The 14,238-nt window shown below is 69.3% G+C and carries 17 protein-coding genes; 4 read left to right on the top strand and 13 right to left on the bottom strand.

Annotated features, from left to right (window positions below; translation table 11 throughout):
* The first annotated feature begins 207 nt into the window (after positions 1 to 207).
* On the top strand, positions 208 to 1,134 hold the full coding sequence (locus tag DIE22_RS22140) for a LysR family transcriptional regulator (RefSeq protein ID WP_124499642.1): 927 nt from the start codon (positions 208 to 210) through the stop codon (positions 1,132 to 1,134).
* A gap of 23 nt (positions 1,135 to 1,157) precedes the next feature.
* Here DIE22_RS22140 and DIE22_RS22135 read toward each other — a convergent pair whose 3' ends face one another.
* The 4 genes from DIE22_RS22135 to DIE22_RS22120 form a co-directional block, all read right to left on the bottom strand.
* Positions 1,158 to 1,544 (bottom strand): type II toxin-antitoxin system VapC family toxin, encoded by a 387-nt coding sequence (locus tag DIE22_RS22135; protein ID WP_124606105.1) that lies wholly within the window; start codon positions 1,542 to 1,544, stop codon positions 1,158 to 1,160.
* A complete protein-coding gene (locus DIE22_RS22130) occupies positions 1,541 to 1,789 on the bottom strand; it encodes a type II toxin-antitoxin system Phd/YefM family antitoxin (RefSeq protein ID WP_124499644.1) in 249 nt (82 codons plus the stop codon). The genes DIE22_RS22135 and DIE22_RS22130 overlap by 4 nt, the downstream gene beginning before the upstream one ends.
* 111 nt (positions 1,790 to 1,900) lie before the next feature.
* Entirely contained in the window at positions 1,901 to 3,463 is a 1,563-nt protein-coding gene (locus DIE22_RS22125; RefSeq protein ID WP_124499645.1) for a DHA2 family efflux MFS transporter permease subunit, read from the bottom strand.
* Between the two features lie 175 nt (positions 3,464 to 3,638).
* Complete coding sequence (locus DIE22_RS22120; RefSeq protein WP_124499646.1) at positions 3,639 to 4,127, bottom strand: MarR family winged helix-turn-helix transcriptional regulator; 489 nt, start codon at positions 4,125 to 4,127, stop codon at positions 3,639 to 3,641.
* A 176-nt stretch (positions 4,128 to 4,303) separates the two neighbouring features.
* Here DIE22_RS22120 and DIE22_RS22115 point away from each other — a divergent pair, with 176 nt between their 5' ends.
* Positions 4,304 to 4,591, top strand: a complete 288-nt coding sequence (locus DIE22_RS22115) for a multidrug ABC transporter ATPase (RefSeq protein WP_124499647.1) — start codon at positions 4,304 to 4,306, stop codon at positions 4,589 to 4,591.
* 273 nt (positions 4,592 to 4,864) lie between these two features.
* The gene (locus DIE22_RS22110; RefSeq protein ID WP_124606104.1) at positions 4,865 to 6,427 is read left to right on the top strand and encodes an efflux transporter outer membrane subunit; all 1,563 of its coding nucleotides are present in this window, start codon (positions 4,865 to 4,867) and stop codon (positions 6,425 to 6,427) included.
* Positions 6,428 to 6,455: 28 nt separating this feature from the next.
* Here the strand turns inward: DIE22_RS22110 and DIE22_RS22105 are convergent, their stop codons facing one another.
* The 8 genes from DIE22_RS22105 to gspG are packed head-to-tail and all read right to left on the bottom strand — an operon-like array spanning position 6,456 to position 12,402.
* Positions 6,456 to 7,244 carry a type II secretion system protein N gene (locus DIE22_RS22105; protein WP_124499717.1) on the bottom strand — a complete coding sequence of 263 codons (789 nt, stop codon included), beginning with the start codon at positions 7,242 to 7,244 and terminating at the stop codon, positions 6,456 to 6,458.
* Between the two features lie 31 nt (positions 7,245 to 7,275).
* Complete coding sequence (gspM, locus tag DIE22_RS22100; protein ID WP_124606103.1) at positions 7,276 to 7,782, bottom strand: type II secretion system protein GspM; 507 nt, start codon at positions 7,780 to 7,782, stop codon at positions 7,276 to 7,278.
* Positions 7,779 to 9,149, bottom strand: a complete 1,371-nt coding sequence (gene gspL, locus DIE22_RS22095) for a type II secretion system protein GspL (protein WP_124606102.1) — start codon at positions 9,147 to 9,149, stop codon at positions 7,779 to 7,781. The genes gspM and gspL overlap by 4 nt, the downstream gene beginning before the upstream one ends.
* Positions 9,150 to 9,173: 24 nt before the next feature.
* Positions 9,174 to 10,283, bottom strand: coding sequence for a type II secretion system minor pseudopilin GspK (gspK, locus tag DIE22_RS22090; RefSeq protein WP_124499651.1), 1,110 nt, complete (start codon positions 10,281 to 10,283; stop codon positions 9,174 to 9,176).
* Between the two features lie 2 nt (positions 10,284 to 10,285).
* Positions 10,286 to 10,990 carry a type II secretion system protein J gene (locus DIE22_RS22085; protein WP_124499652.1) on the bottom strand — a complete coding sequence of 235 codons (705 nt, stop codon included), beginning with the start codon at positions 10,988 to 10,990 and terminating at the stop codon, positions 10,286 to 10,288.
* A complete protein-coding gene (gene gspI / locus DIE22_RS22080; protein WP_124499653.1) occupies positions 10,968 to 11,375 on the bottom strand; it encodes a type II secretion system minor pseudopilin GspI in 408 nt (135 codons plus the stop codon). Before gspI ends, DIE22_RS22085 begins: the two co-directional genes overlap by 23 nt.
* Positions 11,372 to 11,905 carry a GspH/FimT family pseudopilin gene (locus tag DIE22_RS22075; RefSeq protein ID WP_124499654.1) on the bottom strand — a complete coding sequence of 178 codons (534 nt, stop codon included), beginning with the start codon at positions 11,903 to 11,905 and terminating at the stop codon, positions 11,372 to 11,374. Before DIE22_RS22075 ends, gspI begins: the two co-directional genes overlap by 4 nt.
* 44 nt (positions 11,906 to 11,949) lie before the next feature.
* A complete protein-coding gene (gene gspG, locus DIE22_RS22070; protein ID WP_124499655.1) occupies positions 11,950 to 12,402 on the bottom strand; it encodes a type II secretion system major pseudopilin GspG in 453 nt (150 codons plus the stop codon).
* Positions 12,403 to 12,579: 177 nt separating this feature from the next.
* Here gspG and DIE22_RS22065 point away from each other — a divergent pair, with 177 nt between their 5' ends.
* Positions 12,580 to 12,990, top strand: a complete 411-nt coding sequence (locus tag DIE22_RS22065) for a general secretion pathway protein GspC (RefSeq protein ID WP_124499656.1) — start codon at positions 12,580 to 12,582, stop codon at positions 12,988 to 12,990.
* Between the two features lie 30 nt (positions 12,991 to 13,020).
* On the opposite strand, the gene gspF is transcribed toward DIE22_RS22065, so the two are convergent.
* Positions 13,021 to 14,238: a type II secretion system inner membrane protein GspF gene (gene gspF, locus DIE22_RS22060; RefSeq protein ID WP_124499657.1), complete on the bottom strand. Its 1,218-nt coding sequence runs from the start codon at positions 14,236 to 14,238 to the stop codon at positions 13,021 to 13,023.

Raw genomic sequence — 14,238 nt, 5'->3', positions numbered from 1 at the left:
TGCCGTTGGCCCGCGAGGATCCACCTCCTGCTTCTGCTCTCACGTTCACGGGTGGGACGCGTTCATTTCAATTCTCCATACAGATATTCCGTTGATGGTGTGAGTATAGGGTTTCCCCTAACCATAAATAAAATGACTTGTCTCTATCCTTGTCATTCCAATTCGGAATTCGCTTTGGGTTCGCCGCACCAATCTGGGGAGTGATCGATGGAATTGCGCGCACTGCGGTACTTCGTCGAGGTGGTCCGTCAGCAGAGCTTCACGGCGGCCGCCGACCGCCTGTTCGTCACGCAGCCGACCATCAGCAAGATGGTGAAGGCGCTCGAGGACGAGATCGGCTCGCCGCTGCTGCTGCGCGACGGCCGGCAGATGGTGCTGACCGACGCGGGGCGGATCGTGTTCCAGCGCGGCCAGGACGTGCTCGCCGCGCAGGCGCAGCTGCAGTCGGAGCTGAAGGATCTCGGCACGCTCGGGCGCGGCGAGCTGACGATCGGCATTCCGCCGCTCGGCGGGTCGCTGTTCACGCCGATCATCGCCGCGTACAAGCAGCGCTATCCGAACATCGAGCTGAAGCTGTTCGAGCAGGGTGCGCGAATGATCGAGGCCGCGCTGATGTCGGGCGAGCTGGAGCTCGGCGGGCTGCTGGAGCCGGTCGACCCCGACACGTTCGACCGGCTGCCGATGGTGCGCGCGCCGCTGTGGCTCGTCGCGCCACGCGAGTCGCGCTGGGAGGATCACGCGGCCGTGCCGCTCGCCGATCTCGCGCGCGAGTCGTTCGTGTTCTATGCGGAAAGCCTCGCGCTGCACGATGCGGTGCTCGACGCGTGCCGGCAGGTCGGGTTCACGCCGTCGATCGTGAGCCGCAGCGGTCATTGGGACTTCATGGCCGCGCTGGTGCACGCGGGCGTCGGCATCGCGCTGTTGCCGGAGCCGTACTGCCGGCGGCTCGATGCGCGGCAGTTCACGTGCCGGCCGATCGTCGAGCCGGAGATCACCTGGGCGATCGCGCTCGGCTGGCTGAAGAAGGGCTACCTGTCGCACGCGGCGCGTGCCTGGCTCGAGGTCGCGCGGGCGACGCTGCCGATCGCGTCGGGCGACGACCTGGCGTTTGGCGGGTTGCGGGCGAGGGAGTGAGGCCAGGCCGATGCCCGGCGCAATCAGATGTGTGTGATCGGGCCCGGATAGCGCGCGACGGTTTGGTCGTGCGTGAGCAGCGTGATGCCCTCCGAGATCGCCTGGGCGACCAGGAGACGGTCAAACGGATCGCGGTGGATCGACGGCAGTTGTTCGACCGCCAGTGCATGCGCGCTCGTGATCGGCAATTCCACGTAGCCGGCATCAAGAAGATTGCGGCGGAGCACGTTTGGGTCCACCTGGAAATCGTCGCGATCCAATCCACGCTTGATGACGATCTCCCAGAGGCTCGCAACGCTGAAAAGCGGTGTATAGGCGGGATCGTCGATGAGTGCGCTGGCGCGGGCGGGCAGCTCGGCCGCACCGGCTGCCGCCCAAAGAAGCAAGTGTGTGTCGAGCAGCAACTTCATGCGTCACCCTCGAACAGCTTGCCGATTTCGTCGCTCCCCATTGTGTCGAAATCGTCCGGGACGCGGATCTGCCCCTTCATGAAACCGATCCGGCTCGGCCGGACCGGGTCCGGCATATCGATCGGAACCACCTTGACGAGCGGCTTGCCGGCTTTTGCGATCACGAACGGTTCGCCGGCATGCACGGCTTCGTCGATCAGACGCGACAGATTCGTTTTCGCGTCATGCATGTTGTAGGTCTGCATCACGCCCTCCAATTGAACTAAGTTCACTTTCATTGTTAGCTTAGTTCAACCCGGCAATCCACGCAAGGCGAGCGCGTAGGCCGAAAGTACCCGTCGCCAGTCCTGCCGGTTTCAGTGCCCCATCGCCGGCCCTGCACCCTTCCTCGGCTTCGTGATCCACACGAGCGCCGCGAGCGCGATGAACACGCCCGCCGACAGGTGGAAGAAGTCGTTGGTCGCCATCATGAAGCCCTGCTGCGTGACGAGCTGGTTGAGCTGCGCGTTGGCCGTCTGCCCGACGACCCCGAGCTGCGCGAGCGCGCCCTGGTAGTCGGTCGTGTTCTGCGCGTAGACGCTCACCGATTCCGACAGCCGCGCGTGGTGGTAGATCGCATCGTTCTCCCAGAACGTCGAGCTGGCCGCGGTGCCGATCGCGCCGGACAGCGTGCGCAGGAAGTTCGACAGCCCCGACGCGCTCGCGAGCCGCTCGTCGGAGATGCTCGACAGCGTGATCGTCGTCATCGGCACGAAGAAGCACGCGACGCCGATCCCCTGCACGAGCCGCGGCAGGATCACGTGGTTGAACGGCACGTCGAGCGTGAACGTCGAATTCCAGACCGACACGCCCGCGAACACGATGAACGCGAAGCTCGCGACCATCCGCAGGTCGAGCCGGTGCATGTTGCGCCCGATCAGCGGCGACAGCACCAGCGCGAGCAGCCCGACCGGCGCGGTCGCGAGGCCGGCCTTGCCGGCCGTGTAGCCCATCACCGTCTGCAGCCACAGCGGGAAGATCACGACCGAGCCGAAGAACGCCATGAAGCCGAACGAGATGATCAGCGCGCCCAGCGCGAAGTTGCGGTCCTTGAAGAGCGACAGGTCGACCACCGGTTCCTTCTCAGTCGCCTCCCACACGAGCATGAACGCGAGCGACACGACCGCGATCAGCGCGAGCGCGACGATGAAGGTCGAGTTGAACCAGTCGCGGTCCTTGCCGAGGTCGAGCATCATCTGCAGGCACGACACGCCGATCACGAGCAGCGCGAGGCCGATCGCGTCGATCCGCTGCTTCGTCGTCTTCGTCTCGCGGCCGCGCAGCAGGAAGTACGCGCAGGCCGCGGAGAAGATGCCGATCGGCAGGTTGATGTAGAAGATCCACGGCCACGTGTAGTTGTCGCTGATCCAGCCGCCCAGCAGCGGGCCGAAGATCGGCGCGACGATCACCGTCATCGCCCATAGCCCGAGCGCGAGCCCGCGCTTCGCGGGCGGGTAGCTGCGCATCAGGATCGTCTGCGACAGCGGCACCATCGGGCCCGACACGAGGCCCTGCAGCAGCCGGAATGCGATCAGCGTCTCGAAATTCGACGCGAGGCCGCACAGCGCGGACGCGAGCGTGAACGCGAGCACCGACAGCGTGAACAGGCGTACCTCGCCGACCCGCCGCGCGAGCCAGCCGGTCAGCGGCACCGCGATCGCGGACGCGACCGAATACGACGAGATGACCCACGTGCCTTCGCTCGTCGCGACGCCGAGGCTGCCCGAGATGGTCGGCACCGCGACGTTCGCGATCGACGTGTCGAGCACTTCCATGAAGGTGCCGAGCGCGAGCCCGACGGTGAGGAGCGCGAGCGCGCCGCCGGTCAGCGGCGCGGGTTGGGCGGCAGGCGGCGCGGCGGATGCCGTGGTGGCGGACATCGGAATCTCCTAGACGCGGCGCGCACGACGCGCCGGCACAACGCACGGGCGCGCGATACCGCGCGGCCCGGCCGGGTGGAACGGGTAAGGGAAGAGACGGAGCATGTGCCTTGTCATCTTCTGCCCAGACAGAGAAATAAGCGAATGCTTAACCTAGACATCGGGCCTCCCGTGCTCAGCAGCCCGGTTCGTCGGGCTTCGGGCAGCCGGTGTCGCCGGGCCCGTTGGCGATGAACCGCTGCAGCAGGCCGGTGAGCGTCGCGAGTTCGTCGGCCGAGAAGCCGGTGAGCTGCGCATTCAGCGCGGTCGCGATCAGCGACGGCAGCGCGCGGGCCGCCTCGGCGCCGCGCTCGGTCAGCGTCAGCTCGATCACCCGGCGGTCCTGCTCGCTGCGCGAGCGCGCGACCAGGCCCTTGCGCTCGAGACGGTCGAGCATGCGCGTCATCGAGCCGCTGTCGTACGACATCTTGCGCGACAGCTCGAACGGCGTGCGCGCATAGCCGCGCGACAGCAGCAGAATCACGCCGATCTGCTGCGCGGTGAGGTCGTACGGCTCGAGCGCGCGGTCCATCCGCTCGACGAGCGCCTGCCGCGCCTTGGTCAGGTAATAACCGAGGCTCGTTTCCAGTGCGATGGTGTCGGGATCGTAGAGGCCGCCGTTCATGGCGATTGCGCGCGCAGCAACAGTGCATTTCAGGTCAGAACGCGCCCAGTATCTTGAAAAATGATTGCTTAGTCAATATTATTTCAGTCAACCAGTTACGACGTGCATGTCGCACTGCCGGAGACTATGTTCTGACCGCTTAGCCCGCGCTGCCGGGCCCCCCGAGGATGTTCGCGATGCTGTTCCTGAAAAATGCCGCCGGCGCGCTGCGCCGCAACCTGACCGATACCGCTCATCATGTGTTCTCCGGGCCGCACCGCGGCTGGAAGATCGCGCTGTACGTGACGATGCTGGTGGTACCGGGCGGATCGCTCGCGGCGCTCGGGTTCGCATGGTTCGATCATCGCCGGCAGCGCAACGCGAAGGGCGCGGCCCGCCGCACGAGCCAGCCGGCAGCAACGGAGCCGTCGACGACATGGCGGTCCGCCGCCGATCCCGTTCCGGTGCCCGTGCACTGCCACTGAAGCCGCACCGCTCCCGCCGTCCCGACTGAACGCCGGCCGCGCCCGCGGCCCGGCGCCGCATGCGATGCGCGCCTTTCCCGTCTCGCCCGCAAGCGATCCGTAATGGCCGGTAAACCGGCCGGCCGTGCCGGTAACACATGCGTGCCGCCGCGCACCGTACCCTTGGGGCTGCGCGGCTTTCCCGCCGTCAGTTACCATTTGTCCGCCAGCGGCAGAATCACCGCACCGCGCGACGCCGCCCGCCGGCCGTCCCGCCCAGACAGGAAAACCACGATGCCGTACGCCCCCCTCCCGCGCGCCCTTCGCCCGCTGAGCGCCGCCGTCGCCGTTGCGACGGCCGTGCTGCTCGCCGGCTGCGCCGTCGGGCCCGACTATCACCGGCCCGACACGTCGATCCCCGCCGCCTTCAAGGAAGCGCCGCCCGGCTGGAAGGTCGCGCAGCCCGCCGACCGGACCGACCGCGGCCCGTGGTGGACTGTCTACGACGATCCGCAACTCGACGCGCTGATCGGCAAGCTCAACACATCGAACCAGACCATCGCGCAATCGGCCGCCGCGTACCGGCAGGCCCGCGCGCTCGTCACCGAGGCCCGCGCCGCGTATTTCCCGACCGTCGGGCTGAGCGCGTCGGGCTCGCGCTCACGCGCGGGCCGCACGTCAACGTCGTCGAGCACGTCGAGCTTCGGCAGCAGTTCGTCGATCAGCAACAGCTACAGCGTCGGCCTCGACGCGAGCTGGGAGCCCGACCTGTGGGGCAAGGTGAGCCGCAGCGTCAGCGCGCAGCGCGCCGGCGAAGCGGCCGCCGCGGCCGATCTCGCGAACGCGCGGCTGTCGCAGCAGGCGCTGCTCGCGCAGACCTACTTCCAGCTGCGCACGTCCGATGCGCTGCAGAAGCTGCTCGACGACACCGTGAAGTCGTACGGCGAATCGCTGAAGCTCACGCAGAACCAGTACGCGCAGGGCGTCGCCGCGCGTGCGGACGTGATCCAGGCGCAGACGCAGCTGCAGAGCGCACAGGCCGCGTCGATCGACAACGGCGTCGCGCGCGCACAATACGAGCATGCGATCGCAACGCTGATCGGCGAACCGGCGTCGACGTTTTCGCTGCCGCCGAACCCGCTCACGGCGCAACCGCCGATCACGCCGGTCGACGTGCCGTCCGCGCTGCTGGAGCGCCGGCCCGACATCGCGGCGGCCGAGCGCCGCGCGGCCGCCGCGAACGAGCAGATCGGCGTCGCGATCGCCGCGTTCTTCCCGACGCTCACGCTGTCGGCCACCGGCGGCTTCCAGAGCTCGGTGTGGTCGCAACTGTTCACGCTGCCCGCGCGGTTCTGGACGGTCGGCCCGCAACTCGCGGCGACGCTGTTCGACGCCGGCCTGCGCGCCGCGCAGACCGATGCCGCACGCGCGACCTACGACCAGGACGTCGCCGCGTATCGCCTCGCGGTACTCACCGCGTTCCAGGACGTCGAGGACAACCTCGCGTCGCAGCGCATCCTCGCGCAGGAAGTCGACGTGCAGCGGCAGGCCGTCGACAGCGCCGAGCACGCACTCGCGATCGTCACGAACCAGTACAAGGCCGGCACGGTCGCCTACCTGAACGTGCTGACCGCGCAGACCACCGCGTTCACCGCGCAGCAGAAGCTCGCGACGATCGCCGGGCAGCGGATGGTGTCGTCGGTCGGGCTCGTGAAGGCGCTCGGCGGCAGTTGGGATGCGTCGGACATGGCGCGCGAAACGGGCGACATGGCTGCGCCCGCACCGGCGCCGGCGTCCGGTGCGGCGGCGCCGGCCGCGACCGCACCGTCGGCCGCCGTGCCGCTCGCGCAGAAGTAGGAAGGAAAGGGAGAGGGCGCCGCGTGCTTCAGCGCATCGCGTCGCCGAAGGTGAGCGTCACCTGGTTGTCGCCGATCGGATGGCCGAGCAGGTTCAGCAGCCCCGCGAGGTTAGGCTGCTGCTCGGGCGCCGCATGCGCGGTACCGCGAAACGAACCCTGGCCGGGGCCGAAGCTGCCGTGCCCGTCGAGGAACAGCGGGCCCTGCGTCGTCGACAGGTCGAGATCGGCGCCCGAACCCTTCGCCTGCAGTACCGCGCGGTACGACCCGAGCGGCTTCACGCGCGACACGCGCGAACTCATCGAATCGATCGTCACCGTCAGCTGGCCGAACGCGTTGTTGCCGATCATCCGCCAGTCGGTCCAGCCGAGCCGCACGTCGCCCTGCAGGTCGAGCGTGTTGAACGGCGTGCCGAGCCCCGCGAGCAGCGACGCGGGCACGGCCATCGCGCCCGCCGACAGCACCGCGCCGCGCCACGTCGCGTCGAGCGTGACGGCGTCGGGCATCGCCTCGGTCTGCCGCATGCGCATCTGCACGCGTCCGGTCAGCAGCGGCCAGAAGCGCGTGGTCCATTGGACCCGGCCCGGCAGCAGCGTCGCCGCGCCCTGGTCCGCGCCCGGCGCGAGCATCAGCGTGCCCGAACCGTGCCACAGCGATCCGTCCGGATCGACGAGGTTCACGTGCCCACCGGTCGCGCGCGCGAACTGCGGCGCGATCCACGCGGCCGGCGCGAGTGCGACGAGCGTCAGCACCGTCGCGAGCCCGCCTGCCGCCAGCCACGGCAGCGCGGCGACGAGCCGCCTGAGTCCCGGCCTCATCGGCTGGCCGCCGCTGGTTTCATCCACTGCGTCATTTCTGCGTCGAGGGTTGCATCACGGCCGTCAGGTCGACCTGGCCGTCTTCCTTCAGCGCGGTCACGTGCGCTTCGCCGACCTGCACCTTGAACTGCCGGCGCGCGTCGTCGAGCCACTGCGTCCACACCGGGAACGGCACGTTCTTCATCTGGATCTGCACGCCGTTGCCGACGACCTGCACCTGCGCGCCCGGCAGCCCGTGATCGGACAGCGAGGCGGTGAGCGCGTCCTTCAGCGCGAGGCCGGTCGGCGCGACGCCTTGCGCGGCGGCCGTCAGCGACTTCGCCTCGTTGGCCTGCGCGGTCATCTGCGCGAGCTCGCCGCGCATCGTCGGCAGCGCGTGCCGGATGCGCGCGCGGCCTTCCTGCGCGGGCGACCACAGCACCGAATACGCGATCGCGACGGCCAGCACGGCGCCGCCCCAGCCGAGCAGCGTACGCTCGCGCGGCGTGCGCTCGCCCCAGAACTGGGCCAGCGTCTGGTTCAGTTGTTCCATCTTCATGAACGGCTCCGGATGGTCCATTTGCCGGTGCTGCTGTCGACTTCGCCGGTCAGCCCGTTGCGCGCGAGACGCTGCGGGAAATCGGGGTCGACCTTGACCTCCGGCTTGAAGCCGACGTCGAGCCGCCGGTCGTGATAATCGAGCGATGCGATTCCGTTCAGCGGCAGCGCGCCCATCGAACGCGACAGCCCGCTCGACAGCGCGAGGAAATCGTTCGGCGACAGCTCGCCCGCCGCGAGGCGCAGCTGGTCGAGCTGGCGCTGCATCTGCGCGGGCGGATCGAGCACCGTCGTCGTCTTCGGGAAGGCGGACAGGAGCGTCTCGGTGATCTGCGCGGACAGCGCATCGCGCTCGCGCGACAGCTTCCACCAGTGCAGGTTCATCCCGATCACCGCGACGCCGAGCGTTGCCGCGGCGAGTGCGATCGGCACGCGCAGGCGCTTCACCGTCGCGCGATCGAAGCGCCACGGCTGCGATTCGAATTCGAACTGGCACAGATCGAAGCGCTCGGTCAGCGCACGCCGCGCGAACGCGTCGAACGACAGCGGTTGCGCGCCCGGCAGCAGCGGGCCGTCGGCGCGTCCGACCGACGCGAGGCGCGGCTCCGCGCCCGGCTCGCCGAGTTCGTACAGTTCGACGTCGCCGCCGCCCGCGAGCGCGGCCAGCGTGCCGCCGGCACGCGACGCGGGCGCCGCGAAACCTTCGCCGAGCGCGCCACGCGCGACCGCGAGTTCGAGGCGCGGCGCACCGGGCGCGGCCGGCTGCGCGCCGGCTTCGACGAGCGCGGGTTCGACCGCCGTCGCGAGGCCGAGCACCGCGGCCACCGTCGCCGGGCGGGCGGCCGGCTCGACCGCGTCCGCGATCGCGTCGGCCTTGACGGCCTCACCGTCGGCAGGCGCATCGAGCGGCGCTGGCGCCGACGCGCGCGGCGCGGGAAGGCAGCGCGTCGCGGGCACCGCGCCCAGGCGCCGGTGGCCGGCCCCGATGAACGCGTCGCAGATCGTGCGGAACCACGCCCGGTCGACGACGGCCAGCACGCGTCGGCCGTCGGGCAATGCGACCGGATCGAGCGCGATATGGCAGCCGAGCGGATCCTGGATCAGCTGATCCTCGACGATGTTGGGCAGCGCCTGGCGCAGCTTCGGCCCCTTGAGCGGCGGCACGGTCGCGGCCAGCAGCAGCACGTCGCGCGCGGCGACGATCAGCAGCGTCGCGTTCGCGCGCGGCAGCAGCGCGAGCGCGGCGCGGCCCGCGCGCTGCACCTGGCCGGCCTTGTCCACGAGCGTGAACGGCAGCTCGGGCCACTGCCACTCCTGCAACGGCACGGCCGGCTCGCGCGGCGGCAAAGAAACAATCAGCGTGCTCAAGAGCTCCTCTCCCGAATGGCGTCGTTATAGCTGGTCGCGGATGCGCACGACCCGCGTCGAGTGCGTGGTCGGATCACGATACACGAGCGAGGTGCGATCCACCTCCGCGCGATCGTGCTGGATCCGGCCATGCACGATGAAGTAACCGGAATTGACGTCGACGAGGCTCGAGTCGATCGTCACGTTCGGCGCGCCGGCGCCGCGCAGCGCGAGCTGCACGTCGCCGACGTTGCGGAAAAACACGGTCTCGCGGCGCGACACGAGCGCCTGCGCGGACGACACGCTCATCCCCGGCACCAGCGCCGCGATCACCTCGGCCGGCGCCGTGTTCATGTTCACCGGGGTCGTGGTCGGCAGCACGGTGACGAACGGGCGCAGCCGCGCGACCATCTCGGGCGTCACGCCGTCCACGTCGAGCAGGCTGTCGACGCCCGTCATCACGAGCGGCGCGGGCCCGCGGTCGCCGTCGGACATCCCCGGTTCGTCGGTGAAGTTGCCGGCCTGCAGGTCGCCGCCGGCCACCGGCGCGGTCGCTGCCGTACCGGCGCCGGGCAGCGTCGGCGTCTGGAAGCGCGTCGCCGAATGCATCAGGCCCGCGCGCATCTGCAGCGCGATCCGCTTCGCGAGCGCGCCGTCGTAGCCGAGCGTCGCCAGCAGCCGCTGGAACGCCTGGAGCTGCAGCACGTTGAGCTGCAGCACGCCGGGCGCCGGCGACGACACGAGGTTGCGCAGGTTGTACTTCGCCTGCGCGTCCTCGATCGATCCGGAGATATAGGTGTCTTCGCCGCCGTTGTCGTTCGGCGCGCCGATCCGGCCGAGGAAGTCCGACAGCTTGGTCTTCGCGATCGGCACGGCCCAGATCCCGCCGAGATAGGTGATGCCGGGCGCCGTGTCGCCTTCGGAGCGCAGGATCATGCGCGTCCAGTCGAGCGCGCCGCGCGCGACCCACTGCGCCTGCGCGATCACGCGCTGGTTCTCGATCCGGCGAATCTGCACCTGCTGGCGCCACAGCATCCCCGACACGAGGATCGCCGACAGCGCGACGACGAGCAGCGCGGTGATGATCGCCGCGCCGCGCTCGCGGCGTGCGTGCGCGCGTGCGGCGAAGCGGGAACGGGGAGGGCGCGTGCGCATCGTCATTCCCCGACGAGGAAGATGCGCGTGACGGGCACGCGCAGCGACGTCGCGCCGATGCTGACCTGCAGCCCCGTCACCGCGCGCGCCGGCGGCGCGTTGCCGATCTGCGGCACCTTCAGCGCATCGTTGTTCTGCGACAGCGCGTCGTTGGCCGTCTGCAGGTTGGTGGTCCAGCCGACGCGCGGTACGTACAGCTTCGCGTCGATCGCACCGACCCCGCCCATCAGCGCCACCCAGCTCCAGCCGTCGACGCTGCTGTCCTTCAGCACGTCGCGCAAGCGGTTCGCGTCGTCGAGCGGCGGCGACACATAGCGCACCACACGCCCGCCGGCGATCCGGTAGCGGACCACCTGCAGCCGCGGCGCGGCGCCCGGCACGTCGAGTTCGCGGACGATCTGCAGCGTGTTGCCGGCGACGCCGATCGCCGGCTGGCCGGCTTCGTCGTCGGTCGCGGCGAGCCGCGCGTCGATGCGCATCTGGTCGAACATCTGCGCGAACACGCGCTCGTCTTCCGTCGCGGACGCGACCTTGTCGCGGCCGCGCATGATCTGGTCGAGCCCGCGCCACGAGAGGATCGCGACCACCGCGAGGATCGCGATCGCGATCATCAGTTCGATCAGCGTGAAGCCCCGCACGCGGCGCGAGCCGACGGAGCGCACGGGCCGGCGCCGCATCGGCGCGTCAGAGCGGACGGCTGGTTTCATTCGCGACCACCGTCACCATTTGCGCGAGCACGCCGGCGCGCCCCGGCATGCTCACCGACACCTGCACGCGCCGGAACACCGGGTTCGGCGTCGTGCTCACGCGCTGCGTGCACATCAGCTGCACGTTGCCTTGCGAGCAATCGAAGCTCTGCTCGCCGACCTCCGGCCACGCATGCGTGAGCCGCAGCTGCGCGAGCGCGTTGTCGGCACTCCAGCCGGCGAGCAGCCGGCGGTGGAGGTCGGATGCATTGGTCGCCATCGTCCCGACCGCGCGGATCGACGCGGCGAGCGCGACCGCGATGATCGCGAGCGCGACCAGCACCTCGATCATCGTGAAGCCTTGGGAAGAAGAAGCCGGGAAGGGCAGGCGACGACGCATCGTCATTGCACCTCGTAGCGGCCGTTGCCGGTGCCGACGATCGTCGCGCTGCCGACCGCCGAATGCAGCGTCACGCGTACCGGCGTGTCGATGCTTTCGGTGCCGAACACGACGCGGCTCGCGCGCGTGTCGGCCCCCGGATAATCGATATCGGCGCCCGTGACGCCGCCGTCCCAGTCACGCGGGCGCAGCAGGTCGTCGCGCAGCGTGCGCCAGCCGTCGGGCGAGCTTACGTCGAAACGGAAGCCGTGCTCGGTCGGCTGCCACGCGATCGGGCGCGCGCGCACCTGCGCTTCGTCGCCGGCCGTCTCGAACAGCAGCGCGATGCGCTGCGCTTCCTCGCGCAGGTCGGTGCGCGGGTTACGCGTCAGCGACAGCGACGCGAGCGACACCAGCAGGCCCGCGATCACGAGCACGACCAGCATCTCGAGCAGCGTGAAACCGCGTGCGTGCGCGCGTGCCGCGGCCGCGCCGCGACACACGCGGTCGTCGCGGCGAGCGCGAGCGGAGCGCAAGGACGTGCGAAGGGCGGGCATGAAATTGACAAGCGGGAACGGGTGTGGGGCCGGTCAGCGCAGGCTTACTGCCACGAACCGATGTCGGAATCGTTGCTTTCCCCGCCTTCCTTGCCGTCGGCGCCGTAGCTGAACACGTCGATCTCGCCGTGCACGCCCGGGTTCAGGTACTTGTACCCGTTACCCCACGGATCGTTCGGCAGACGCTCGAGATAGCCGCCGTCCTTCCAGTTGTTCGGGATCGGATCGGTGGACGGCTTCTGGATCAGCGCGTTCAGGCCCTGCTCCTGGGTCGGATAGCGGCCGTTGTCGAGACGGTACAGCTTGAGCGCCTGCATGACCGTGCCGATGTCCTGCTTCGCGGCGATACGGCGCGCCTCGTCGGGACGGCTCATGATCTTCGGCACGATCAGTGCCGCCAGGATCCCGAGGATCGCGACCACCACCATGATCTCGATCAGCGTGAAACCGCGCTGACGGCGCACGGCCGCATTACGGCGAGTGATCCACGTTTGCATGACTGACTACCTCTTTCCAAAAAATATCGTCGATTGAGTGACGCACCCGGCGCATTCCGGACGATTGCCTGACAGCAAGCTTCCGATACCCCGGGCGCGGAGCACGCATTGTAAGGCGCGCATTGCCGAGGGCTTTCACCCAACGCAAATTTCATATACATCCGTACAATAGCGCGCATGAACGCGCTCTCGATCCGGATCCTCTCCCTCGCCCTCTTCGCGGGTTTGTGCGCGACGGCCACCTACTGGGTCGTCACGCTGTCCGCCCGCGAAGCGCCGCTGCCCGCCGCCGCCGCGCGATTGCCGATCCGCACCGAGGACGCCGCCGCGCTCTTCGGCGGACAGCTCGACAAGAATCCCGTACAGGACATCCACCTGTTCGGCATTCTCTCGCTCGATCGTGGCGCCGCCGCGATCGTCGGTATCGGCGGCGAACCGCCGCGTGCCGTGTCGCTCGGCACGGAGCTCACGCCCGGCGCGAAGCTCGCCGAAGTCCGCAGCCGCTCGATCATCGTCGACCGCAACGGCGCACGCGCCGAAGTCCAGCTCCCCGCGAACACGCCGTCCCCCGCGATCTACATGCGTTGAACGGTGGTGGCCTGACCGGCGGTCAGGCCGTCACTGCACCATGTTGTTCAGCTCGATGATCGGCAGCATCACGGCCAGCACGATCACGAGCACGATGCCGCCCATCGCCAGGATCAGGAGCGGCTCGAGCAGGCTCGTCAGGAACATCGTGCGCCGCTCGAGCTCGCGCGCCTCGCCTTCCGCCGCGCGGTCGAGCATCGTCGTCACGTCGCCCGTCGCCTCGCCGGAACGGATCAGGTGCACGAGCACCGGCGGAAACGTCTTCACGTTGTTCAGCGCGCGCGACAGCGCGGAGCCTTCGCGCACGCGCACGATCGCATCGTCGATGTTCGCGCGCATCGCGCGGTTCGACAGCGTCTCGCCGGCCGCCTGCAACGCGCGCAGGATCGGCACGCCGGCCGCGGTCAGGATGCCGAGCGTGCTCGCGAAGCGCACCGTGTTGTAGCCGCGCACGAGCTTGCCCGCGAGCGGCGCGGTCAGCACCCAGCGGTCGAACGCGAGCCTGGGCCCGTCGCGCGACAGCGTCGCCTTCACGAACCACACGACGAGCGCGACCGCGATCAGGATCGCCCACCACCAGTGCCGCACGAAATCCGACAGCGCCATCATCACGATCGTCAGCAGCGGCAGCTGCTGCTTGGTGCTGGCGAACACGTTGACGACCTGCGGCACGACGTAGCTCAGCAGGAACGTGACGATGCCGAATGCGATCAGCGTGACGATCCCCGGATACGTGAACGCCAGCAGGATCTTCTGCTTCAGCGCGTTGCTCTGCTCGATGTAGTCGGCGAGGCGCGACAGCACGATGCCGAGCTTGCCGGTGTGCTCGCCCGCCGCGACGAGCGCGCGATAGATTTCCGGGAAGTCGCGCGGATGCTGGCCCAGCGCATTCGCGAGCGAATGGCCGCCGAGCACCTCGGCGCGGATCGCGGCCATCAGTTCGCGGATGTAGTCGCGTTCGGCCTGCTCGGTCAGCACGCCGAGCGCCTCGTCGAGCGGCAGCCCCGCGATCAGCAGGCTCGCGAGCTGGCGCGTGAGGATGGCCTGTTCGCGCTGCGACAGCTTGCGGCCGAACGCGAGCCGCTGCGAGCGTGCGCCGCGGGTCGCGCTGGCGGCCGGCTCGACGACGAGCGGCGTGAGCCCCTGCGTGCGCAGCTGGCCGCGCGCGCCGCGCGCACTGTCGGCATCGATCACGCCTTTCTGCGCGCGTCCCGCCGAATCGATTGCTTCGAAACGGAATGCCGGCAT

The sequence above is a fragment of the Burkholderia sp. Bp9142 genome, assembly GCF_003853415.1.
In the GTDB taxonomy this organism is placed as follows: Bacteria; Pseudomonadota; Gammaproteobacteria; order Burkholderiales; family Burkholderiaceae; genus Burkholderia.
This window is presented reverse-complemented; position numbering and strand designations above follow the sequence as displayed.

What these genes read in the sequence shown, in the direction of transcription:
- gspI (WP_124499653.1), bottom strand. Translation starts at nt 11,375, where the DNA reads ATGACGATGCGTCGTCGCCTGCCCTTCCCGGCTTCTTCTTCCCAAGGC.
- DIE22_RS22135 (WP_124606105.1), bottom strand. Translation starts at nt 1,544, where the DNA reads ATGAAGTTGCTGCTCGACACACACTTGCTTCTTTGGGCGGCAGCCGGT.
- DIE22_RS22140 (WP_124499642.1), top strand. Translation starts at nt 208, where the DNA reads ATGGAATTGCGCGCACTGCGGTACTTCGTCGAGGTGGTCCGTCAGCAG.
- DIE22_RS22120 (WP_124499646.1), bottom strand. Translation starts at nt 4,127, where the DNA reads ATGAACGGCGGCCTCTACGATCCCGACACCATCGCACTGGAAACGAGC.
- gspG (WP_124499655.1), bottom strand. Translation starts at nt 12,402, where the DNA reads ATGCAAACGTGGATCACTCGCCGTAATGCGGCCGTGCGCCGTCAGCGC.
- DIE22_RS22130 (WP_124499644.1), bottom strand. Translation starts at nt 1,789, where the DNA reads ATGCAGACCTACAACATGCATGACGCGAAAACGAATCTGTCGCGTCTG.
- gspK (WP_124499651.1), bottom strand. Translation starts at nt 10,283, where the DNA reads ATGCGCACGCGCCCTCCCCGTTCCCGCTTCGCCGCACGCGCGCACGCA.
- DIE22_RS22115 (WP_124499647.1), top strand. Translation starts at nt 4,304, where the DNA reads ATGCTGTTCCTGAAAAATGCCGCCGGCGCGCTGCGCCGCAACCTGACC.
- gspF (WP_124499657.1), bottom strand. Translation starts at nt 14,238, where the DNA reads ATGCCGGCATTCCGTTTCGAAGCAATCGATTCGGCGGGACGCGCGCAG.
- DIE22_RS22110 (WP_124606104.1), top strand. Translation starts at nt 4,865, where the DNA reads ATGCCGTACGCCCCCCTCCCGCGCGCCCTTCGCCCGCTGAGCGCCGCC.
- DIE22_RS22105 (WP_124499717.1), bottom strand. Translation starts at nt 7,244, where the DNA reads ATGAGGCCGGGACTCAGGCGGCTCGTCGCCGCGCTGCCGTGGCTGGCG.
- gspM (WP_124606103.1), bottom strand. Translation starts at nt 7,782, where the DNA reads ATGAAGATGGAACAACTGAACCAGACGCTGGCCCAGTTCTGGGGCGAG.
- DIE22_RS22125 (WP_124499645.1), bottom strand. Translation starts at nt 3,463, where the DNA reads ATGTCCGCCACCACGGCATCCGCCGCGCCGCCTGCCGCCCAACCCGCG.
- DIE22_RS22075 (WP_124499654.1), bottom strand. Translation starts at nt 11,905, where the DNA reads ATGCCCGCCCTTCGCACGTCCTTGCGCTCCGCTCGCGCTCGCCGCGAC.
- DIE22_RS22065 (WP_124499656.1), top strand. Translation starts at nt 12,580, where the DNA reads ATGAACGCGCTCTCGATCCGGATCCTCTCCCTCGCCCTCTTCGCGGGT.
- DIE22_RS22085 (WP_124499652.1), bottom strand. Translation starts at nt 10,990, where the DNA reads ATGAAACCAGCCGTCCGCTCTGACGCGCCGATGCGGCGCCGGCCCGTG.